Source organism: Spirosoma sp. SC4-14 (assembly GCF_037201965.1).
GTDB lineage: Bacteria > Bacteroidota > Bacteroidia > Cytophagales > Spirosomataceae > Spirosoma.
Map to the genome: position 1 here is coordinate 4384715 of NZ_CP147518.1, position 21607 is coordinate 4406321.

19 protein-coding genes and 1 tRNA gene are annotated in these 21607 nt (G+C 48.7%); 8 read left to right on the forward strand and 12 right to left on the reverse strand.

What is annotated here, in order from left to right:
• Positions 1–61: 61 nt before the first annotated feature.
• From WBJ53_RS17955 to WBJ53_RS17970, 4 genes are all read right to left on the reverse strand, one after another.
• Positions 62–1192 carry a transposase gene (locus tag WBJ53_RS17955; protein ID WP_338868327.1) on the reverse strand — a complete coding sequence of 377 codons (1131 nt, stop codon included), beginning with the start codon at positions 1190–1192 and terminating at the stop codon, positions 62–64.
• Positions 1193–1321: 129 nt separating this feature from the next.
• Complete coding sequence (locus WBJ53_RS17960; protein ID WP_338868604.1) at positions 1322–2329, reverse strand: SDR family oxidoreductase; 1008 nt, start codon at positions 2327–2329, stop codon at positions 1322–1324.
• Between the two features lie 301 nt (positions 2330–2630).
• Positions 2631–2714, reverse strand: a tRNA-Leu gene (locus WBJ53_RS17965).
• Between the two features lie 276 nt (positions 2715–2990).
• Positions 2991–4229: an ABC transporter permease gene (locus WBJ53_RS17970; RefSeq protein ID WP_338868606.1), complete on the reverse strand. Its 1239-nt coding sequence runs from the start codon at positions 4227–4229 to the stop codon at positions 2991–2993.
• A gap of 144 nt (positions 4230–4373) precedes the next feature.
• On the opposite strand from WBJ53_RS17970, the gene WBJ53_RS17975 reads away from it, so the two are divergent.
• Both WBJ53_RS17975 and WBJ53_RS17980 read left to right on the forward strand, forming a co-directional pair.
• Positions 4374–5636 (forward strand): asparagine synthetase B, encoded by a 1263-nt coding sequence (locus WBJ53_RS17975; RefSeq protein WP_338868608.1) that lies wholly within the window; start codon positions 4374–4376, stop codon positions 5634–5636.
• A gap of 275 nt (positions 5637–5911) precedes the next feature.
• Positions 5912–6697, forward strand: coding sequence for a prohibitin family protein (locus WBJ53_RS17980; RefSeq protein WP_338868610.1), 786 nt, complete (start codon positions 5912–5914; stop codon positions 6695–6697).
• On the opposite strand, the gene WBJ53_RS17985 is transcribed toward WBJ53_RS17980, so the two are convergent.
• Entirely contained in the window at positions 6691–7740 is a 1050-nt protein-coding gene (locus tag WBJ53_RS17985; RefSeq protein WP_338868612.1) for a DNA/RNA non-specific endonuclease, read from the reverse strand. The two genes, WBJ53_RS17980 and WBJ53_RS17985, sit on opposite strands and share 7 nt — an antisense overlap.
• Before the next feature lie 124 nt (positions 7741–7864).
• Here WBJ53_RS17985 and WBJ53_RS17990 point away from each other — a divergent pair, with 124 nt between their 5' ends.
• A complete protein-coding gene (locus tag WBJ53_RS17990) occupies positions 7865–9094 on the forward strand; it encodes an NAD(P)/FAD-dependent oxidoreductase (protein WP_338868614.1) in 1230 nt (409 codons plus the stop codon).
• A gap of 36 nt (positions 9095–9130) precedes the next feature.
• Here WBJ53_RS17990 and WBJ53_RS17995 read toward each other — a convergent pair whose 3' ends face one another.
• The 4 genes from WBJ53_RS17995 to WBJ53_RS18010 form a co-directional block, all read right to left on the reverse strand.
• On the reverse strand, positions 9131–10198 hold the full coding sequence (locus WBJ53_RS17995) for a peptidoglycan DD-metalloendopeptidase family protein (RefSeq protein WP_338868616.1): 1068 nt from the start codon (positions 10196–10198) through the stop codon (positions 9131–9133).
• A 137-nt stretch (positions 10199–10335) separates the two neighbouring features.
• Positions 10336–11307 (reverse strand): thioredoxin-disulfide reductase, encoded by a 972-nt coding sequence (gene trxB, locus WBJ53_RS18000; RefSeq protein WP_338868617.1) that lies wholly within the window; start codon positions 11305–11307, stop codon positions 10336–10338.
• Positions 11308–11487: 180 nt separating this feature from the next.
• On the reverse strand, positions 11488–13506 hold the full coding sequence (locus WBJ53_RS18005) for an OmpA family protein (protein ID WP_338868619.1): 2019 nt from the start codon (positions 13504–13506) through the stop codon (positions 11488–11490).
• Positions 13461–14111 carry a 7-carboxy-7-deazaguanine synthase QueE gene (locus tag WBJ53_RS18010; protein WP_338868621.1) on the reverse strand — a complete coding sequence of 217 codons (651 nt, stop codon included), beginning with the start codon at positions 14109–14111 and terminating at the stop codon, positions 13461–13463. Before WBJ53_RS18010 ends, WBJ53_RS18005 begins: the two co-directional genes overlap by 46 nt.
• Before the next feature lie 155 nt (positions 14112–14266).
• On the opposite strand from WBJ53_RS18010, the gene WBJ53_RS18015 reads away from it, so the two are divergent.
• Positions 14267–15340: an L-dopachrome tautomerase-related protein gene (locus WBJ53_RS18015; RefSeq protein ID WP_338868623.1), complete on the forward strand. Its 1074-nt coding sequence runs from the start codon at positions 14267–14269 to the stop codon at positions 15338–15340.
• Between the two features lie 82 nt (positions 15341–15422).
• Here the strand turns inward: WBJ53_RS18015 and WBJ53_RS18020 are convergent, their stop codons facing one another.
• Entirely contained in the window at positions 15423–15791 is a 369-nt protein-coding gene (locus tag WBJ53_RS18020) for a VOC family protein (RefSeq protein ID WP_338868625.1), read from the reverse strand.
• 164 nt (positions 15792–15955) lie between these two features.
• Here WBJ53_RS18020 and WBJ53_RS18025 point away from each other — a divergent pair, with 164 nt between their 5' ends.
• The 4 genes from WBJ53_RS18025 (at position 15956) to WBJ53_RS18040 (ending at position 20241) form a co-directional block, all read left to right on the forward strand.
• Complete coding sequence (locus WBJ53_RS18025) at positions 15956–16456, forward strand: MarR family transcriptional regulator (protein WP_338868628.1); 501 nt, start codon at positions 15956–15958, stop codon at positions 16454–16456.
• A gap of 69 nt (positions 16457–16525) precedes the next feature.
• A complete protein-coding gene (locus WBJ53_RS18030) occupies positions 16526–18418 on the forward strand; it encodes a heparinase II/III family protein (protein ID WP_338868630.1) in 1893 nt (630 codons plus the stop codon).
• Between the two features lie 332 nt (positions 18419–18750).
• The gene (locus tag WBJ53_RS18035) at positions 18751–19263 is read left to right on the forward strand and encodes a hypothetical protein (RefSeq protein ID WP_338868632.1); all 513 of its coding nucleotides are present in this window, start codon (positions 18751–18753) and stop codon (positions 19261–19263) included.
• Positions 19264–19737: 474 nt separating this feature from the next.
• Positions 19738–20241 (forward strand): transposase, encoded by a 504-nt coding sequence (locus WBJ53_RS18040; RefSeq protein ID WP_338868634.1) that lies wholly within the window; start codon positions 19738–19740, stop codon positions 20239–20241.
• A gap of 442 nt (positions 20242–20683) precedes the next feature.
• On the opposite strand, the gene WBJ53_RS18045 is transcribed toward WBJ53_RS18040, so the two are convergent.
• Positions 20684–21151: an RES family NAD+ phosphorylase gene (locus tag WBJ53_RS18045; RefSeq protein WP_338868636.1), complete on the reverse strand. Its 468-nt coding sequence runs from the start codon at positions 21149–21151 to the stop codon at positions 20684–20686.
• Between the two features lie 3 nt (positions 21152–21154).
• A complete protein-coding gene (locus WBJ53_RS18050; RefSeq protein WP_338877204.1) occupies positions 21155–21583 on the reverse strand; it encodes an antitoxin Xre/MbcA/ParS toxin-binding domain-containing protein in 429 nt (142 codons plus the stop codon).
• Positions 21584–21607 lie beyond the last annotated feature (24 nt).

Below are 21607 nucleotides of genomic sequence, written 5' to 3' on the forward strand. Positions count from 1 at the left end.
TGGTTTTTGAGCCCAATGCATTGACTAACACTGCCCAGCGCGCCGGGCAGTGTTAATTTGCTCAGTGCTGGACATTGAAGAAAAAGATGCGGATAGGAATCTTCAGCGGCTTACTTAACTGCTTCATCAACCAATCTAAGAAATGTTCAATCGAGCTAAGCTGATTAACCACGCCTGAATAACCCTTGCGGAACACCGACTCCCGTGGCTGAAAGTTGCCCAATTCCTTCTTTTTCGGACGAAGCCGATGATACTGCCGAAAGCCTTCAGCGACACAGATCACGTATAACACGACGATAATGACCACTAACAGCCTAATTTTAGCCCAGTGCTGAACGCCCAGCTCTTCTACATGGAACCCATTGCTCTTCAAATGCTTGAACAGACACTCCGTGGTCCAGCGGATGCGGTAGCGCTCAACAACGACGTGTTTGGACCAGCTTAGATTACTGATCAAGAGCACCAAAGGGTCCGCACTTTGGGCGCCATCCTGATGAGACCGAGCTACAAACTGGTAGCGGTGGCCCTCCAGGGTAAACCACTGGCTGACGGTGCGGCCCCTTAAAGCTCGCTTGAGCAAAGCACTGTAGGCCTTGCCCCCGGCGCTAATAGCCTCTTTATAAGAATCTTTGGGTAAACGGATAATAAAGTTGAGGCCACTCTGGGTTAGAAACTGCAACCAGGCTTTACCCCCGTACTCACGATCCCCTAACAGGCAGAAGCCCTTCACGGGGTAGAGCTTCATGGCTTGCTGGAGCAAGCGTTTGCGCTGCTGCTGAGAAGAATGACCTTTCCTGGCCAAATCCATCCAGAATAAAGGCAGGCTCACCTGCCGATAGACCAGAGACAAAACCAACAACTGAATAGGTTGTTTACCTAGCTGCCAACTGGTAGCATCCAACGTTAGGTAAAGGCTCATGGAGCGGCCATCCCAGCGTTTGATATAGCCTAAGATCCACACCAGCAGCCACTTCCACAGCCTCCGCTGGGCCACTGGATGGTCAAAGAAGCGGGTAAGTCGGCGATAGTGCGAATCCGTCTGGGTGTGCTGATTACCTAGTAGTAGCCCCATGTGGTTCTTAAGCTTGTTAAGGTTGACGGTCTCCTTGATGAGGATGGCGCAGCCGATGGCGATGAGATTTTTCAGCAGAGTCGGTGAGAGATCCTGGCCAAAATCCTTAGCTTTGTCCAAAAGCGAGGAGTGGAATCTTGTTAAGTTGGTCACGCTACAAAACAAGCATTTGCCCTCGCTTTTTCCTATTCTACTCCCTCAATGTCCAGCACTGAGGTTAATTTGTACCGGTAAGCGAACTCTTTCTCATTAAGGCTGGCCATTTCCACCGGCGGCACCGTAAACCTGTCCTGTAGCATAGCTAGCATCATTAGCGGCCAACTGTACATAAATAGACGCCAGTTCGACCGGTTGCCCCGGTCGGCCAAGAGCCGTTTGCCCACCAAATTTCTTCAGTTTTTCCTGTGTTGCTCCCCCACTCACCTGCAGCGGTGTCCAGATTGGGCCCGGCGCTACTCCATTCACCCGAATTCCTTTTGGTCCGAGCTGTTTGGCCAGCGACTTTACATAGTTCATGGTAGCGGCCTTAGTCTGGGCATAGTCGTACAGGTCGGGCGATGGATCGTAGGCCTGTTCGGAGGTTGTGCCGATAATTACCGAGCCCGGTTTCAGATGCGGCAGAGCTGCTTTAATAATCCAGAATGGTGCATAAATATTTGTTTTCATGGTAGCGTCGAAATCTTCGGACGTCAGATCGGCGAGTGATTCACGGGCCTGCTGCCGGGCGGCATTGCTAACCAGAATATCGAGTCCACCTAATCCTTTCACAGCTTCGTCAACCAGTTTCTGGCAAAATGCTTCCTGACGAATATCACCGGGAATGGCAATTGCCTTTCGGCCCTCTTTCTTAATCAGGGCAATCACTTCCTGCGCATCCGATTCTTCGGTCGGATAGTAGTTTATGGCAACATCGGCACCTTCGCGGGCATAAGCAATAGCGGCTGCCCGTCCCATACCTGAGTCGCCACCAGTAATCAGGGCTTTGCGGCCCTGCAATCGTCCAGACCCTTTGTAACTGGTTTCGCCATGGTCTGGCCGGGGATTCATTTTACTGGCCAGTCCGGGCCACGGTTGCGATTGCCCTTCAAACGGCGGCTTCGGATATTTAGTAACCGGATTATCGAGTGCAGGTGGTTCGGATGTTGATGAAGTTGCCATATCGGAAGCGCTGATTACAGGTGTTGCCACTACCGAAGCCAGTCCGGTTCCAATTCCGGCTATTAACTGACGTCGGCTAAGTTGATGTTCGTCGTTCATTACAATCTGCTGTTTTCTACACTTGTTTCACCCTACCTATGATGGTAGCGGGATAGCCTGAAACTACCAACTGCGAAACGCCCTGTTAAGCACTTTGGTTAAGCGAGCCATTTAGCGGAGCCGATTCATTGAGGTAACGGTTCGCTTTTACAGAACTGAAGTAATGCTACGGGTAAAAGTAAGAGCCCACTTGCCCACTTTATGAGGTAGCTCCAGTCAGCATTTCGATAAGAGTGAGACAAGCAAAGTCAGGAAAACACAAAAGCCACTGATTATCAGTGGCTTTTGCTAGAGCGTTTAGTACCGGGAGCCGGACTCGAACCGGCATGTCCTTGCAGACAATGGTGTTTGAGACCATCGCGTCTACCGATTCCGCCATCCCGGCGACAGAATCGTCTCTGTTTCCAGAGGTGCGTTTGTCAAACGTGGGTGCAAAACTATGAAAAACGATGGAAAGTCGAAATAGTACGATGAAAATTTTTCAGATTCTCCCCTTCCTCAGCAGGTCTTATACTGAATCTGTTTAAACTTTTGCCTTTTTACCGCAGAGGACACCGAGACGTTCTGCTTGGCAAGCTTTGCGTATAATCTTTGTGTTCTCTGCGGTAAAACTGAACGCATTGGGTGATTATTCCAGAAAGTTTAAACAGCCTCACTGATTCTATTCATACCGAAGGGCTTCAATAGGGTCAAGTTTGGATGCCCGAACGGCCGGATAGATTCCCGCAAACAATCCGACTGATATACAAACCAGAATGCCCATACCCATCCAGAGCCAGGGTACCACAAATGTACCGTTTCCCTGACTGATCAGCCCCGCAATCAAATTACCAACCCCTAACCCCAGGACGATACCACCAATGCCACCCATTACGCAGATAACAATAGCTTCAATCAGAAACTGTTCGCGAATGCGCGCGGGCGTAGCGCCCAGCGATTTGCGGATGCCAATTTCGCGGGTACGCTCCGTAACGGATACCAACATTATATTCAGCAGCGCAATGGAGGCTCCCAGTAGTGTAATAAACCCAATACCAAAGCCCCCCATCCGCAAATAGCCCGTTATAGTGTCCGTTTCTTTAGCAAGTTCGTCGGCACGCTCAATATCAAACGAATCGCGCTGGCCCAGTTGGTCCTGTCGAATTACCCGCATCACACCCCGGGCTTCTCCAACGGCTTCGTCCTGGTCGGCAACCGTTGGGGCCGATGCGGTTATGTTAAATGTAAGCTGCTGTGTTCCGGCCACTGCCCGGGCATTATCGAGTGGAATCAGGATCATCCGGTCTTCGTCGCCCCCCGATAGTCCACCTTTTTTGGCCAGCACGCCAATTATTTTATACTGATTGCCCGATACGCGAATTACCTGATTGATCGGATTTAATTTTTTCTCGAACAACGTGTTGGCAACTTCACTGCCCAACACGGCAACATTCAACGCATAGGTGAGATCATTATCTGTAAAATTTCTGCCACTTTGCAGGGTAAATCCTTTCACAGCAATATAAGCAGCGTCACCGCCAATCAATTGTACGTTTGGATTTGTTTTTTTCGATCCGAATTTGGCCTGAGCCCCTCCCGAAACTACTGTCGACACCGCAATCGTAGCTCCGTAGGGGAACCGTTGCTTAAACTGAATGGCCTGGCGATAGTCAATCGGTTTATCCTGCTTTTCGACCCGTCCGCCCCGGCGAAACGCATCCTGACGTGCCACAATGCTGAAGGTATTGGCCCCCAACCCGGCAAAACTGTTGGCAACTGAGCTTTTGATTCCTTCAATAGCCGTCAGAATACCAACCAGCGATGTAATCCCGATGGCTATAATCAGCGAAGTCAGTACCGTTCGCAGTCGATTGCCTGCAATAGAAGCCAAACCTTCACGGATGTTTTCGATCAGATTCATAGGAGATGGTGCAACGGGAATACGTTCAGGCTAAAGTTTTTCATTTCCCTCAGTCCTTTCGCCATGCCCAACACTTTTTTGCACAAAATTTGCTTATCTTTCGTTATAGCAAAACTACTACGGGCATTCTTAACGAAGAAACCAATGAAACGGCTGCTGTTACCGCTTATCCTAATTTTAACTCTGACGAGTCAGGTCAGAGCGTCTAAAATACTGATTCCGATGGACGACTCACAGAAGAATCATCTCAAAGCGTATGGCATCGCCTATTGGGTTCTGAAAACACACGATACCGAAATCGACTGGCTGCTTAACTATCGGGGCGGATCGTTTATGATGCCCCAAAGCCAGACCTTTATCAACGAGATGGTTATTCGGGGGGTTAGCTATGAAGTTATTTCGGATGCTCAGTCGGCTCAGATTCTCGCCGAAATTGCGGCTGCAGATGCCAATATGGATGCCGTTAAACTTCAGAAACCGCCCAAAGTGGCCGTTTATTCGCCCAAAACCAAACAACCCTGGGACGACGCCGTTACGATGGTGATGACCTATGCCGAAATCCCCTACGATGTTGTGTTCGACGAAGAGGTGATGAATGGCAAACTGCCCGAATACGACTGGCTGCACCTGCACCATGAAGACTTTACAGGACAGTATGGCAAGTTCTTCCATTTCAAAGACCAGCCCTGGTATATTGCCCAGAAACATGAGGCCGAAAGCATTGCGCACAAGTTTGGCTTTTCTAAAGTTCCTCAATTAAAACTCGCGGTTTCGCAAAAAATCCGGGATTTCGTATTGGGAGGTGGCTATCTGTTCGCCATGTGTAATGCAACCGATACGTACGACATTGCGCTGGCCGCTCATAATACCGACATCGTCGACTCATTCTACGATGGCGATCCGGCCGATCCTAACGCCAATAATAAGCTGGATTATAGCCAAACGTTTGCGTTCCGCAATTTTCAGGTCTACACGAATCCATACCTGATCGAATTCTCGAACATCGACAACCAGCCCGAAGAACGTGGCCTGAGCGAACACAACGACTATTTTACACTGTTCCAGTTTTCGGCTAAATATGACCCTATTCCAACCATGCTTACCCAGAACCACATGAATGTGATCAAGGGTTTTATGGGGCAAACTACTGCTTTTAAGAAAAATCTGATTAAACCCGAAGTGGTAATCATGGCCGAAAATCGTGCTGCGGGCGAAGCGCGTTACATTCATAGTCCCTACGGTCGTGGATTCTTTACGTTCTATGGTGGTCACGACCCTGAAGATTACCGGCACGAAATCGGCGAAGAGCCGACCGATCTGAACCTACATCCCAACTCGGCGGGCTATCGCCTGATTCTGAATAATATTCTGTTCCCGGCCGCAAAAAAGAAAAAACAGAAAACCTAGCAGATTTGATTGGTGAGCAGCAAAAGCCAGAGAAGGGGCATTCAGTTAGTCAGACCATGTGCACGACTAATCGAATGCCCTTACAAGTTTTTGTGTTAGCAAGCGAATCGAGGTCTCGTTGTTGAGTGCAGTATGGTCAATAGTCAATTCAGGCAGCTTTCTCTTTTTCCTGGCCTGTGAGCCCTCAAACTTTAACAACAAGTTAACTCTGTTTCAATCAGGCTTTAATAAACGCATAAGTAGTTAGGGGCTATCAAACTTACGCCACTACGACTATGAAGAAGATCGTTTATTATCTAATGATTGGCAGTGTTTTTTATAATTGCACCACTATCCGCCAGGGAGAAGTTGGCGTAAAACGTCGGTTTGGTAAGTTGGACCCAAGCGTCAAAGGATCTGGAATTCATACATACAATCCCTTAACGACAACCATTTTGCGCGTTCCTACCCGTACGATCAACCTACCGCTGGCGCTGGAAAATATACCATCGAAAGAGGGACTGAATATTAGTGCCGAGATGGCTGTACTTTACCGAATCGTTCCCGAAAAAGCACCACAAGTGCTGACAACCATTGGCGAAAAATACGAAAGTGTAGTGATCGTAAGCGTTTTCCGGTCGGCAGCCGCCGATGTCTGCGCCCGCTTTTATGCCAAAGATATGTATACGGGTCAACGCGAAGAAATTGAAAAAGAGATTGCGGCAGAAATGCACAAAGTACTTGAACCACGCGGTATTGTTGTTGAAAGTGTTCTGATGAAAAGCATTGCATTGCCTAAAGGACTTGCTCTTTCAATTGAACAGAAGCTCGAAGCCGAACAACAGGCTCAGCAGATGGAATTTATTCTGCAAAAAGAACAACGCGAAGCCGAACGAAAAGTAATTGAAGCGAAGGGTATTGCCGACTCTCAAAAGATAATTTCCGAAGGATTAAACAAACAAATTATCGAATACAAAACAATTGAAGCTTTTCGGCAACTGGCAACATCGCCCAATACAAAAATTATCGTAACCGACGGCAAAACTCCCATGCTGATTCAACCAGGCACCAGCAATCAGTAACTAAACCATTCGTCGACCATTTCGCCCCGGCTTTTGCTCTCCAGTTTCCGCTCCAGCTCGTCGGGTAGCTTGGGAAAGAAATCGATGCCCGTCAATTGCTCGATCTGATCTACCGGCACCACAAACTGTTTTAGCGAACTGCTGGACGGTTCGTTGTCGAGCAAAAACCCAATCATCCGAATGTCGGGTTTGTTGCAGTAGAGCAGTACTTTGTAAAATTTCTGTGGCACGCTCACTTCATTGGTCCGCCCAATAGTCGATAAGCCGGGCTTTAATACGGGCCCCGTTACTACATATAATCCATTATCCCGTACTGCCCAGGCACGTACCTGCTCTTCAAGTTCTTTCCAGATTCCCCGATTAAACTGGGGTTCCTGCGGAGTGATGTTACTCATCAGAAATGTCTCGCGCATCATCCGCTGCGAGTACTTGAAATCGCCTGCTGGTGCCAGGTGCCCCCGGTCGTATCCCGAACGGGTGTAATCGGAGGGCGAAGCCGTTCCGATTGGCACGGCCGGGTCGGGCGTAAACTGTTCGTTTTTTCGTTCGGCGTCGCCCGTTGTTTCATAATCGAGTAACGGGTAGGCTACCCACTGGGCATCTTTATAGGCATCAAGATAACTGAGCGTATAACCTTCATGGCGGATAAGTTCTCCGCTGTTTTTAGAGGTGGGCAGCAGAAAGTCGACCTGTTTTTCAAAATCGAACCGTGTATTTTTGGGCGAAGTGGTTGGCGAAGTAGTATTCTGCTTGTCGCTGGCTTCACTTTCGTCCGTGGCTTCCGTTCGTTCATCTGTAGCCACGTCGGCGCTGGGTTCAGGCGCTTTATATGGATTAGGCTCATCGCGACCAGGCTTCGAATGCCTTAGGCCAACTAGTTCCCGAAAGTCATTCCAGAACGCCACGACAGGTTTTGTTTTGCCGCCATAATGCAGAAACAGGCCGATCAGAAAAAAAATAAAGAGTAATACAAGCGTGTTGCCCCGCAATCGTAAGCCCCGGCGCATGTAGTGTTTGGTCGAAAATCGAGGTCTAAAAAACATAAATGTAAAGCTACAAAGGTGCGCCGATTTCGGCCCGTAATTTTTTAACTGGCATAGTTAGTTCTACTTCTTGCAAACCCAAATCGCGGCCGAACTACAAATTGCCTAATCCTGTTGGAAGAACATGTCGTCGTTACGAATTATTGTCATTGGCGGTGGAGCAGCCGGGTTCTTTGGGGCCATAACAGCCGCCGAATCGTTTCCCAAAGCTACCGTTACCATTCTTGAAAAAAACCGTACTGTTCTAAACAAAGTCCGTATTTCGGGCGGAGGGCGGTGCAATGTCACTCATGCCTGTTTCGACAATCGCCAATTGGTTAAGAACTACCCCCGTGGCGAAAAGTTACTGCGTCCGCTACTGAATCAGTTCGATACAACGGCAACCGTTCGCTGGTTTGAGAGCAAAGGAGTAACCCTCAAGACCGAAGCCGATGGACGCATGTTTCCCAGTACCAATACATCTGAAACTATTGTCGATTGTTTGCTGCATACAGCACAACGGCTCGGCATCGACATCCGCACCAGTTGTGGTGTCAGTTGTTTGCAACCTGCGGCCAATGGATGGACCATCGAACTCCTGTCGGGCGAGACACTGTTTGCCCACCGGGTTTTGGTTGCTACGGGTGGTTACCCACAGGAATCGGCTTATGGCTGGCTACCCAAACAGGCCGAAATGCTCATTTCGCCGGTTCCATCGTTATTCACATTCAACGTACCCAACAGTCCATTTCTGTCGCTTGCAGGAGTGGCAGTTGCCGATGCGAAGGTATATGTACTTGGCACAAAGCAGGAGCAGCGAGGGGCCTTACTGCTAACACACTGGGGATTCAGTGGACCGGCTATTTTGCGGCTATCGGCCTGGGCCGCCCGCGATCTGGCCAATGTAGGATACCGTTTTACGCTTCGGATCAACTGGGTTCCTACGCAGACAGAACATGATTTACGGACTGCTCTGCAGGAGTTCCGGCAACAAAATGGCCGCAAGCTGGTGGTTTCGCAAAATCCGTTCAAACTACCCTCCCGGCTCTGGGAAGCGCTGGCTACCGAATCGGGTATTGAAGACAGTCAGCGCTGGGCCGATCTTCCGGCAAAATTACTTAACCGGTTCATTGAACGTCTGACAAACAGTCAGTTTCAGGTAACAGGAAAAAGTACGTTTAAGGATGAATTTGTGACCTGTGGCGGTATTGCACCAGGCAGTATACACCCACAAACTCTCGAAAGCACAACGCATGCTGGACTTTTTTTTGCGGGAGAAGTGCTGGACGTCGATGGTATTACGGGTGGTTTCAACTTCCAGAATGCCTGGACAACCGGCTACGTAGCCGGTAAACATATTGGGATTAGTGATTAGTCCTTGGTAACAGACTAATCACTAATCTACCAATAACTAATTGACCCGGAGTTTTTGCCCTGGCCGGATACGCGAACGCGACGAAAGGTGATTCTTACGACTCAGAGCCGACACTGACATTCCATACCGACGGGCAATAGAGCTAAGCGTTTCGCCTGGGCGGACCCGATGTAATACCGTACGTTTTAGTCGTGTTCTTGAACTAGACTCTGACCCCGAACGGCCCCCACGCAGATAGTCCCAGACAGCACTGGTCAGCAGAAAATGATCCGAATTGATCGTATTTTCGGGAAAGGAGAAAATATTCAGTGGGCTGAATGGATTGCCCTCAAACCGGGTTTCAAAATGGAGGTGCGATCCATAACTACGACCCGTGTTGCCTCCTAACCCTAATTGATCGCCCGCTTTTACCAGTTGCCCCGACTCAACCGTTTGCTTCGACATGTGGCCGTATAGTGTTTCGAGACCATTGTAGTGCCGAACCAGAACGTAGCGGCCATAGCCGTTGCCATCCCAGCCAACTACCCGAACAATACCGTCGAATGCGGAATAAACAGGGTCACCCGTTTCCAGGTCAAGATCAGTTCCCGTATGCCAGCGTCCCCATCGGTAGCCAAAATTAGAGGTCATTTTCCCTTCATTGAGTGGAGCCGACCAATAGCGGTTTGCGGGTGGATCATAGAGCTTAATGTCGATCGCTTCATCGAATTCCAGCGGATTGATATTATACGGATCAATGGTTCTGGAATCCCATACGGCATAATAATCAGCGATTTTAACCCATTCGTCACCAACCAATACGGAATCAATAACTTCGACAACACTGGGTTCGCCCTGGTCGATAGTACTGGTATCTTCACTAGCGACCTGATTAAGTTCTTTTTTGGGTTCAAACTGGTTATTAAAGCGCAGTTGAGTAGTTTCCTGTTCGAATGGGTCGTCCGCTTTTTGAGGCTGTTCAACGACTGGAGCATTCGGGGTAATTTGATTTTTGGGCGTAATGGTCAGGTTTTTTTTAAACCGCCCTCGTTCCTGGGCCTGTGCTGTTACGGTCAAACACAGGCAACTGATGGCCAGGAGCCATCGAAAAGCCTTTTTTCTCATCAGCAGTAGGGATGAGTTTGTGGTTTATGGTTTATGGTTTACGGTTTATGGTTGCGCTGCTATAGGAGGTGTGCACTAACGAGCGGAGCAACCATAAATCGTAAACCATAAACCATAAACCACAAACTGATAAGTTGTTAATGAACAAGTTGTTGTTCCTGCATTTCAACTGTTACAAGATAACGTTCAGCGTCAAGAGCAGCCATACAGCCCGTTCCGGCAGCTGTTATGGCCTGACGATATACGTTATCCTGAGCGTCTCCGCAGGCAAAGACACCAGGAATATTGGTTCGGGTGCTCCCTTTTTCGGTGAGAATGTAGCCATTCTCATCCATATCGAGATAATCCCGGAAAATATCGGTATTGGGTTTGTGGCCAATGGCAACAAAGAAGCCGGTCACGCCTAAAACGCTTTCTTCGCCCGTTATGGTATTTCTTATCCGAAGTCCCGAAACTTCATCGTCTCCAAGAACTTCAGCGGTTTCGGTGTTATAAAGAATTTCGATGTTATGAGCCGACTTCACGCGCTGCTGCATGAACTTGGAAGCCCGCATCTCGTCGCGCCGAACAAGCATATATACTTTGCGGCAAAGATTTGCGAGGTAACTGGCTTCTTCAGCAGCCGTATCACCTGCCCCTACAATAGCCACATCCTGCCCCCGGAAGAAGAAACCGTCGCAGACGGCGCAGGCCGATACTCCCCGGCCATTCAGCCGCATTTCGGAAGGCAATCCAAGCCATTTTGCCGAAGCACCAGTTGAGATAATAATCGAATCAGCCGTGATCTCGTGGCTATCGTCGACAATAGCCCGGTGTGGCCGGTCGCGGCCCGGATGATCTGAGAACTCAACCGCAGTCACCATTCCATAGCGAATGTCGGAACCAAAGCGACGCGCCTGATTTTCCAGGTCCTGCATCATTTGTGGTCCATTTACGCCATCGGGATAGCCCGGAAAATTTTCAACGTCATTGGTGATAGTCAATTGCCCACCAGGTTGTGGCCCCTGATACATAACAGGGTTCATGTTTGCCCGTGAAGCGTATATAGCGGCCGTATACCCGGCAGGACCGGAGCCGATGATCAGGCACTTTACGTGTTCAGATGTCATGTGATTGGTACTTCGTTGTCTTCATAATAACACTATCCAGTTCCCCAAAAAGAGAAGTTGATCTGACAACATATACAAAGTTGAAAAAAATCCCTCAGGAAAGCAAAAGGGGAAATGGCAGGGATTGCGGGGATGGGTGAGCAACACCCCGCAATCCCCGCCCCCGCTATTCTCCCCGCCCTAAAGCACCCGCCATTCGATACGGCGGTTAAGCTGGCGGTTTTCATCACTAGTGTTCGGAACCAGAGGGCGGGCTTTACCGTAGCCAACGGCCCGGATTCGATCGGAGCTAATACCGGCTTTTACCAGATAATCGACAACAGATTGAGCCCGTTTTTGGGAAAGCGCCAGATTAGCCGCTCCATCACCCCGATCGTCGGTATGGCCCGCAATTTCAATTTTTACGGAAGGGCTCGCTTTCATGAAAGCCGCCAGCCGATCGAGTTCGGTTCGTGATTTTTCAGCCAGATCGTAACGGCCCGTTTCAAAAAACAGATTATTCAACGTTTCTTTAGCCGTTTCACCAGCTATGGCGGGTTCTAATGGAACATTGAGCGACATCCCTGCTCCGGCTTCCCGTTCGGATTTGGTTTTCTGCGTAAAATCAAATGAAAGGCTTTTGAACAGATAACCCGGAACACTCACGTATAATGCATATTCGCCACCAGTGGGCAATATGGCCGTGTACTGTCCTGTCTGCTCATCTGCATGCACACGCGACACAATCTGATTCGTTTTCAAATCCACTAATTCGACTATTGCGGCCAGTGGTTTTCTGGTTTTTGCATCAGCAATAACGCCTTTCAGATAGCTGACCGGTTTTACACGCTCCCGTAGCGATTCGGGCAATTCGAAAGTGTATAATCTTGATTTCTGTGAAACGCCATCTTTCTGTTCCTCAAACGAATAGTAGGCCCGTTTGCCATTGGCCGAGACAAACAACGACGCCTGATCTTCGGATGTGTTGATAGGGAAGCCCAGGTTGGCAGGCGCCGACCAACCCGTGTTGGAACTATCGGAGACAAACAGATCATATCCACCCAGCCCCAGGTGGCCCTCCGAGGCAAAAAACAGACTTTGCCCGTTGGCATGAATGAATGGCGATGCTTCGTTGAATGGTGTGTTGACGGGGACACCGACATTTACAGGTTCGAGCCAGTTTCCATCAGCATCCAGATCGCTGCGCCAGATGTCGCGCCGTCCTTTGCCACCCGGCCGGTCCGACACAAAATAGAGCCGCCGTCCATCGGCCGATAACGACGGTTGTGATTCATAAAAACGGGTATTGACCGAAGGTCCCAGATTTTCGGGAGCCGACCAGTCACTGCCGGTTTTACGGCTAATGTAGAGATCGCAGCTACCGAACCCTTTGCGACCCTGACAGACTGTAAACACAAGCATACGCCCGTCGGCCGAGAGACTGGCGGTTCCTTCGTTGTCGGGCGTATTTATGCTGGGCGACAGCGAAACCGGTGGCGACCATGTTTCTCCATTGAAGGTCGACACCATCAGATCCTCATCGCCTTCGGGCTTTAATGCAGTAAATACCAGTGTTTGCTCATCGGCGGTCAGCACCGGAAAATACTGAGAAGGAGTTGTTTGCAGGACAGACGAAATTGGTTTGGGATCGACAGGCTGCCGATGCAGAACCGCTTCCTGAGCAAACTTTGCTGATGCTATTTGCCGCGCAACCCGCTGTGCCTGTACTGACTGTGGCGGAAACATCGCCTGAAATTTCTCAAGATAAGGCAAAGCCTCTCCATAGCGGCCCAGGCGCAATAGTGAATTACTCAGTGCCTGATAGGCGGCTCCTGCTGCCGGACTGTCGGGTTGAAGCTGAATGGCACTTCGATAGGCTGAAATAGCGGATTCATAACGCCTTGTAAACTCATAGAGCTGGCCCAGCTTCAGATATGCATCCATAAACGATGGGTCCTGCTTTGTGGCCTGCTCCATAAACGGAATAGCCTCGCCAGCTTTTCGCTCCCCAAACAGTTTGATGGCCTGATTATACAGCTCCCGCGCTTTGGCATTTTGCGCATAGGACCTGGGGCCAACGGTCAACAGTAAGAAAAGCCCCCAAACCCCCAAAGAGGGCTTAAAAAAACAGCGAATCGTAGTGTAGCAAACCTCCTTTGGGGGGGTAGAGGTTTTCACGGAATATCCATGTACTTGTGTGTCTGCAACGAGATTTGCCATTGCGGATGATTTTTAACGTAATCAACGATGCGGGGTAGCATTTCATTGGATCGACTCCACTCTGTTTGCAAAAAGAGTTTACAATCGGAGCGCAGATGCGGCACAAACGACTCGGCAAACGCGAAATCTGACTGATTATAAATGATAACTTTTAGTTCGTTAGCCTTATCGAAAATGGCCGGATTGGGCTTTTTGAACTTCTTTGGTGAAAAACAAACCCAGTCCCATGAGCCAGTTACGGTTTCACATACCCCCGATGTTTCAATATTGGTTCTGAAGCCTGCTTGCTGCAAAGCGGCCGTCAGTCCTGTTAAGTCGTGCATGAGAGGCTCCCCCCCGGTAATAACTGCCATCCGGCCTGGATATTGCAAAGCCCCTTCAACAATGGCCTCGATGGGTAGTTTGGGATGAGCCTCGGCATCCCACGATTCTTTCACATCACACCAATGACATCCGACATCGCAACCACCTAATCGAATAAAGTAAGCGGCTCTGCCAGTATGCGCTCCTTCGCCCTGCAGCGTATAGAACGCTTCCATAACGGGCAAAGCCATCGGAGTTGAGCTAACCGTTGCCTGTTCCTGTTGTTTCTGTTCCAGTATCATACGGCAAAGATACGCACTTATCGACCAGACCTATATGCTTTTTAATCCGTTGGGTTTTACTTGTCAGGGTAGCCTGAGGCCAGATTCCACGGCTAGTTTCTATGAACCATATTCACCATAAGCCGTTAGAGTACTATCGTCAGAACTGTTTTTCTATGAAATCTGCACTCCTATTTCTGCCCCTATTGCTGAGTTGCTTTATAGCCCTGGCACAATCGCCCAACGTCGAAACCGTTGCAGAGTTCGGAAAACACCAGCCGATTGGCCTGGGCGTTTCGAAGGAGAATCGAATTTTTGTTACGTTTCCCAAAAACCCTGATCACTACGATTACGGTCTGGCCGAAATTGTGAACGGTCAGCGACGCCCCTACCCAGATGCCGAATGGAACAGGTGGGATTCTCTAAATCCGCAAAACCGGTTCATCAGCGTACAGGCATTGTTTGTCGATCAGACCAATGTCCTTTGGGTTCTCGACCCGGCCAGTCCATCGGGAATGGGTGCTTTTCCGACGGGAATTAAGCTGCTGAAAATTAACCTTGCAACCAATCTGGTTGAAAAAGTTTATCGATTTGAAGACCTCCCCCGCAACCGTACGGGCCTGAACGATGTGCAGGTCGACCCGACTCGTCAGGTTGCCTATCTGTCCGATCCCAGGCGAGCCGCCATTATTGTCCTGGATTTAAAAACCGGCAAAAGCCGCGCCTTGCTGGAGGGCGATAAATCCACCAAAGCCGACCCAAATTTCGTGCTGACTATCGACGGAAAAGAAGTACGCGACACCAAAGGCAACCCATTCAGCAGCAATGTTAACGGGATTGCGCTCACTACCGACTTCAAATTCCTGTACTTTCGCCCGATCACCCAAACAAAACTGTTTCGGATTGAAACAAAGTACCTGCTCGATCCGAAACTTAGCCCATCGGTGGTTTCGTCGCATGTGGAAACGATGGCCGAAACGGGCGTTTCGCACGGTATGATCGCCGACAAGAAAGGCAATATTTACTTAACCGATTCGCCTAACAAAGCGGTTCGCTATTTTACGCCCGACGGTAAACTCAAAACACTCGCCCAGGACAACCGTTTTTTGTGGCCCGATAGCTTTGGCATCGGTACGGACGGTTATCTATATCTGACAGCGGCCCAGATTCATCGTACCAAACGATATAACAAGGGCGAGGATAAAGTAGACTACCCGTTTCGGCTCTACCGAATGAAACTTGGGCATTAGTTATTTGTGGATTGGTCATCGGTCATTTATAATAAGAACACGTCTTCCCAATGACAAATGACCAATCTACAAATGACCTGTTTTAGATCAGGCTCAGCACTTCGACCAGAAAATTGCCGGGCACGTTTACATAAAACGACATTGTTCCCCGGCTCCCGTAGCGTTTGGGCTCTCTGCCCAGCACAATACCATCGTCTTTCATACGCTGGTAGGTTTGCATGACTTCCTCCGGTGAATCGACCACCATACCCACATGAAAATCCGTTGGGTATTCAGGTATTTCATCTTTACTGAAGTTGCTCAGGGCCAGAATAAATCCGTCTTTCCCTATCAGAATTACCAGTGTATCATTACCTTTTACCTCTGCGCACGTAAAGCCGAAGTAGGTCTCGAAAAAGGCGCGGGTTTGTGCCACATCGGGCACGGCCAGGTTTAAATGGTTGAGAATCATAAAAATCAGACTGTTAATGTACTATTGTTGCTCACTACTTAAAATCGCTCAAAACTAGTCATAATTATTGACTATATAGTCAATAATTATGACTAGTTTTGAGGTAAACCAGAATGGCACCGCGTAGCGTAGCAACTCTTTTGACGATTATACCCATGAATAGCATGAACGAACAGGATCAGGTACCGAAACTACTGGCTGACTATATGCGCCGGAACGACCGCAACTGGGCATACCTGATATGGACCTGTAAGCGATTGTTTGAAAAACAAATGCAACAGACCATGCAGAACGCGGGTGCAGAGCCATTCAAAACCTCCTATATACCTTTTCTGGCCGCAGTAAGTCTTAAAAAAATCACCAATCGTGAACTGGCTAAACGAGCAAAAGTGCCTAAACAAGCCATGAGCCGAACCGTGAAAGAAATGGAAGAGCTTGGCCTGATCAGAACCGAAAAAAATCAGAAAGATGGTCGGAGTGCTTACATCAGCTTAACGCCAGAAGGACAGAAACGTCTTTTGCTCGTAAAACAGGCTCAGCAAAGCATCATGGACCAATACCAACAGGTTGTTGGCGAAGACAACTTTACGATTGCGGTCGATGTGCTTCGGCAAATTGTGACTTATCATGAATCCCTCGATCAGAACGATTCTGGCGATGAGTAAAGAGTTTCAGGCCGTTGCTTATGCTTTATGAGTATTCTATTGCAGCATTCCTCTAAAGCGCTCTCCGTCATGAAAACGGCTTTCCGGCTTCTGATTTTCTTTGTTATTCTCGCCCTTACTACCCCATATGTGTCGGCGCAAACCGATCATCTGGCCAACGCTCGCAAACTTCCCGACCATCCGCGATTACTGGTTCTTAAAGGCGAAGAAACTGGCTTGAAGCGAACCGTTGGAGCCGACAAAACCTGGAACGCTCTGAATCAGGCAATCCTGACCGAGTGTGATGCGTTGCTGAATACTCCGCCGGTTGAGCGTATCCAAATAGGCAGGCGTCTGCTCGATAAATCGCGGGAAGCCCTCCGCCGATTGTTTTTTCTGTCGTATGCCTGGCGCATGACCCATCAGGACAAGTACCTGAAACGGGCAGAATCTGAACTGCTGGCCATATCGGCGTTCAGCGACTGGAATCCGTCGCACTTTTTAGATGTTGCCGAAATGACGATGGCCGTTGCCATTGGCTATGACTGGCTCTATGCAGATCTGCCGGAGCCATCGCGGGCTACCATTAAAGAAGCTATCCTGAAAAAAGGCCTGGAGCCATCGCTCGATTCAAAATACAATAGCTGGCTCAAAGCTTCCCATAACTGGAATCAGGTTTGCAACGCTGGAATGACCTACGGGGCACTAGCTATTTACGAGGATCAGCCTGCACTGGCGAAACAAATCATCAACCGGGCCATCGAATCTATCGCGCTACCGATGGGCGATTATGCCCCCAACGGAGCCTACCCCGAAGGCTACGGCTATTGGGGATACGGCACCAGTTTCAACGTGATGTTCCTGAGTGCCGTCGAAAAAGCCTATGGTACTGATTTTGGGTTATCGGCCAAACCGGGTTTTCTGGAAACGGCCGATTTTATGGAAAACATGACGGGTCCATCGGGCAATGCCTTCAATTTTTCCGATTCGGGCCTGGGCGGAGAGCTACAACCGGCCATGTTCTGGTTTGCCCAGAAGCGCAAAGAACCGTCGCTGCTTTGGGTAGAACGGAGTCGACTCATGAACGAAGCCATGAAACGGCACATCAAAAACCGGCTTCTTCCGGGCGCTATTCTTTGGAGTAATGGCATCGGCATTAGTTCTATCCAACCGCCTAAAGAAACCATGTGGGTCGGCATGGGCAAAACACCCGTAGCAATGATGCGCACCTCCTGGACCGACCCGAATGCTATTTATGTGGCCATGAAAGGCGGTACGCCCTCTACCAATCACGCCCATATGGATATTGGCTCATTTGTGATGGAAGCCGATGGCGTTCGGTGGGCTATGGATTTCGGGATGCAAAATTATGAGTCGCTGGAGTCGAAAAAGGTCGATTTGTGGAATGGCAAACAGGATTCGCAGCGGTGGCAGGTATTCCGGTACAATAACTTTGTTCATAATACGCTCACCGTGAACGACCAGTTGCAGCAGGTTGCGGGCAAGGCTCCCATCACTAGTTTCTCTACTGTACCGTCGTTCATGAATGCCATTACCGATCTTTCGGGCGTTTACGAAGGTTCGCTGGCAAAGGCCAATCGGGGTATCGCTATCGTTAACAAGGACTATGTTGAGGTTCGGGACGAACTGGAAACGGCTTCTTCGGAAGCAACCGTCCGGTGGACGCTACTGACACCGGCATCCGTCAAGATTACCGACAACCGAACCGTTGAGCTGACGAAAGATGGGCGAACCATGACACTACAAGTACAGGAACCCGCAAACATCGAGCTAAAAACCTGGCCAACCGACCCTCCGCACGACTACGATGCCCCCAATCCTGGCACAACGCTGGTCGGTTTCGAAACCAAACTACCGGCGAATACAAAAACAGCACTCACCGTATTGCTCATTCCCGACAAAACAGGCAAGTCACTCGGCTCTAAGCCAATGCCCTTAGCACAGTGGCCAAAGCAAAAGTGAGCTTACTCAATAAACAGTTGTTGGGTGCATAAAAAAAAGTGCAAATACGTCGTTTGACATGCATCAATAGAGTCTCACAAACTCAGCTAATTGTTGAGAATTTGAGTTTGATTTGTGAGATGGCACTATGAGATTTAAGCCCTCAGCAATGAACATTTTTATTAGATTCCCTATTTTAATCTCGGGTAAACGGGCGTTTACGGAACCATCATTTAGCCTGAAGTTTCGTACTTTTTAACGTGGGTTTGCTCTACTAAAATTAAGCCTTGCCAACGATTTGCCGATTATTTGGGTCTATTTGGCAAAACGATTAATCCTTAAGCTAAAGCGTTATGGAAACCATATCATGTTTAGCCATAGCTGTAATTGCACTCGCTCTACAAGGATGTCCGTCGGATGTGCCTGTCAATAATGCTCCTGCTGGTTATGCCTATGGAACTTTTGAATGGGACAGCACGATTACCCCGACTCGTGTATTAACTCCGAACACTATCGGTTATTCTCAAAAACTTAAAGTTCGTAGAAATGGGTATAATGATCTTGCCCCCGCTAGTGTCTCCTTCTACCGAAATGATACACTTCAACGACGCTATTTTGAACCAGTAGGAGATAGTGCAGAAGTTAAGGAGTTGGATAATAAAAATGTACTTATTAAGTACATTCTTCCTGGACCAGGTTCGACTTCTACAACAGCTTACATTCACTATAGAGTTGAAACGACAGACAAGGCGACGACATTAATTGTGAGTGAATTTCTAAATCCCTATTTAGAAAAAGCTGATACGGTTCATCATTATTATCGTATGATAGCTCTTACGCCAATCACCTATCCTCTTAATAATTAATCTAAGTTGCATGAAAGGCGATTGATTCGATAGGCAAACCCCTTAAAAAAACAGACATAGCACAAGCCAGACTACCTTTGAAGTGCGAAAACAGAGGTAAATCTAACCAGCTATGTCTGAGAAAGTAGTGGCAATTTATTGCTTTTTGCCGGGCCGCCGGTGCGGATGATTATTTCATCGAAGTGGGCAAAAATCAGGGGAGTGTAAAACCCCAGACAACTCCTAAAGTTAGCGACAGTATCGTGTTGACAACCGCCATCATATCGGCCCGTTTCTTTGGTGGCAATCAAGCCTCGGCTATGCTCTACATGGCTGATAAGCAAGGTATTGTCATGCTTGAGAAGTCGGCGTTCAATCGTCGTCTTCACCGCCTGGCGACCACACTGAGTGCCCTGTTCTACTATCTGGCTGACTTTTTCAAAGCACTCAATCTGAGCGGAGAATACCTGATCGATTCGTTTCCTGTGGCAGTTTGTGACAACATGGCTCCGGCCACCCGGCCGCATTGGCCGCTCGCGGTTGGTCAAAGGGGAGGAATATCGAGGAAAGATTCCGTCGAAGCGTCGATTCTTTTTTGGCTTTCGTGTTCAACTCATCACCACCCGCGACAAGCAACCGGTTCAGTTTTTTATTCTGCCGGGTTCGTATGTGGATGTGACGGCGCTTCAGATGATGCATTTGACGTTGCCAGCGGGTAGCGAAGTCTATGGGGACTCGGGCTACACCGATTACGAGCAAGAGGATTTGTATGCTGAGTGTGAGGAGGTTAATTTAAGAATACAACGAAAAAGTAATAGCCAACGCCCCGATCAAGCTTGGGAAGCTGCTTACAAAAAGCAACTTCGCCAACGGATTGAGCAGGCCTTTAGCCAGATTACGATGCGATTTCCTAAGAAAATTCATGCCGTTACTGAAGCCGGTTTCCTTATTAAAATCGTGTTGTTTTTGATAGCCTATACCCTCGAAACAAACTTGTGACATACAACTTAGATTAACTTACTAGAAAAGTAAGACCCAAAATCCGCTGCTTTATAGTGATTCAGGCGATCATTCGATACCCGTTTATCATCGATCCAGATACCTTATTTTTGGGCATTTTTCCAGTCGTTCAACAGCGCTTCCGTCACCTGCAGACGGGGTAGAGGAGGAATCAGATGAACCTGCTGTTTTTCCTGGGCCGATAAGTCTGAAAACTTAAAGATAGGTCATAGCTAATTATACGTCAGTAGTTTACTGGATATGTATATTATTCAGGCGCTAGCTGACCAAGGGTTGCTTGAAACGTATAGCCCATGCAATATCCCTCATAGTCAACCATATTTTGACTGTATTCCACTAACTAAGTTTGAAGGATGCAAAAAAATGATTGTCTCACAATAACCCTCTCTCCTGAGACGAAGTGGATTACTGTCACCCTGGCCTACGTCGACCAAAGGCGAGGGTCAATTACTAATGGCTTCTCCTCAATCACCCATATGGAGCCATAGCTGCTATGAGCCGGATGTAATAAATAGTTGATGCCATCAGGCACAACCGAGGAGGGTACACCTAAGGCTAGTACATCCGGCTTGACTAGCCAATCGGCTACAAGATGCTGACTCCGGTTGTACGTATTTTCCTGCCAATAAGGCGGTAGCTGCCTCGCATTCAATACTCGCTGGCTGTCAGGGGGTAGCTCAAGACTGAACAATCGATATGCGGGTAACTCATCATAGGGCACCTGAGGCATATGCACTAAGATTTCCACTAAAGCCAGTGCCGGATGTTCTGCCGTATAAAGAATACCAACTCCTGGCGGATTCCACCGGCCTCCATTGAGCCATGTACCGGTAACATCTAGGGGTTGAGCGGCATACTTCTGACGCACCACGCGATAAACAATGGCCATAGCTTATCCGAAGATGCCATAGTCAATACGACCCAATACCCGATCCACCAAAGTATAGCCCGTAACAGTATCTAGTGTCTGAAGGGGCGTTTGGTAGTCAAGTTCACGTAAGGGGGCACGCATCCAGTTGAGAGCAGTTGAAGCACGTCCTTCAAAGGTATCTAACATGTGTAGAAGTAAGTTCTCTAGCAGCAGCAGTCGCTCGGAGGCATCCTGACTAATGCGTTGATCGACTTTCAGTCGATGCAGGTATGAAGCTGATAAGCCTAAAGCAATAGCCATTTCTTTATCGGTTAAGCCAACTAACCGTGCTACGCGGTCAGCTTCCGCTCGTAGCACGCCTTGTCGACTGCGAACGATGATCTCCTGTTCGGTCATGAGCCGGGGTAGCAGGGCTTGATTAGGCGGTAAGAAAGGCAAATTGGCGGCCATTAGAATGAATTTTTCCACTAAGAT

What these genes read in the sequence shown, in the direction of transcription:
- WBJ53_RS18025 (WP_338868628.1), top strand. Translation starts at nt 15,956, where the DNA reads ATGAACGAACAGGATCAGGTACCGAAACTACTGGCTGACTATATGCGC.
- WBJ53_RS18015 (WP_338868623.1), top strand. Translation starts at nt 14,267, where the DNA reads ATGAAATCTGCACTCCTATTTCTGCCCCTATTGCTGAGTTGCTTTATA.
- WBJ53_RS18030 (WP_338868630.1), top strand. Translation starts at nt 16,526, where the DNA reads ATGAAAACGGCTTTCCGGCTTCTGATTTTCTTTGTTATTCTCGCCCTT.
- WBJ53_RS18045 (WP_338868636.1), bottom strand. Translation starts at nt 21,151, where the DNA reads ATGGCCATTGTTTATCGCGTGGTGCGTCAGAAGTATGCCGCTCAACCC.
- trxB (WP_338868617.1), bottom strand. Translation starts at nt 11,307, where the DNA reads ATGACATCTGAACACGTAAAGTGCCTGATCATCGGCTCCGGTCCTGCC.
- WBJ53_RS18050 (WP_338877204.1), bottom strand. Translation starts at nt 21,583, where the DNA reads ATGGCCGCCAATTTGCCTTTCTTACCGCCTAATCAAGCCCTGCTACCC.
- WBJ53_RS18005 (WP_338868619.1), bottom strand. Translation starts at nt 13,506, where the DNA reads ATGGCAAATCTCGTTGCAGACACACAAGTACATGGATATTCCGTGAAA.
- WBJ53_RS17990 (WP_338868614.1), top strand. Translation starts at nt 7,865, where the DNA reads ATGTCGTCGTTACGAATTATTGTCATTGGCGGTGGAGCAGCCGGGTTC.
- WBJ53_RS17970 (WP_338868606.1), bottom strand. Translation starts at nt 4,229, where the DNA reads ATGAATCTGATCGAAAACATCCGTGAAGGTTTGGCTTCTATTGCAGGC.
- WBJ53_RS17985 (WP_338868612.1), bottom strand. Translation starts at nt 7,740, where the DNA reads ATGTTTTTTAGACCTCGATTTTCGACCAAACACTACATGCGCCGGGGC.
- WBJ53_RS17995 (WP_338868616.1), bottom strand. Translation starts at nt 10,198, where the DNA reads ATGAGAAAAAAGGCTTTTCGATGGCTCCTGGCCATCAGTTGCCTGTGT.
- WBJ53_RS18010 (WP_338868621.1), bottom strand. Translation starts at nt 14,111, where the DNA reads ATGATACTGGAACAGAAACAACAGGAACAGGCAACGGTTAGCTCAACT.
- WBJ53_RS17975 (WP_338868608.1), top strand. Translation starts at nt 4,374, where the DNA reads ATGAAACGGCTGCTGTTACCGCTTATCCTAATTTTAACTCTGACGAGT.
- WBJ53_RS17980 (WP_338868610.1), top strand. Translation starts at nt 5,912, where the DNA reads ATGAAGAAGATCGTTTATTATCTAATGATTGGCAGTGTTTTTTATAAT.
- WBJ53_RS18020 (WP_338868625.1), bottom strand. Translation starts at nt 15,791, where the DNA reads ATGATTCTCAACCATTTAAACCTGGCCGTGCCCGATGTGGCACAAACC.
- WBJ53_RS18035 (WP_338868632.1), top strand. Translation starts at nt 18,751, where the DNA reads ATGGAAACCATATCATGTTTAGCCATAGCTGTAATTGCACTCGCTCTA.
- WBJ53_RS17960 (WP_338868604.1), bottom strand. Translation starts at nt 2,329, where the DNA reads ATGAACGACGAACATCAACTTAGCCGACGTCAGTTAATAGCCGGAATT.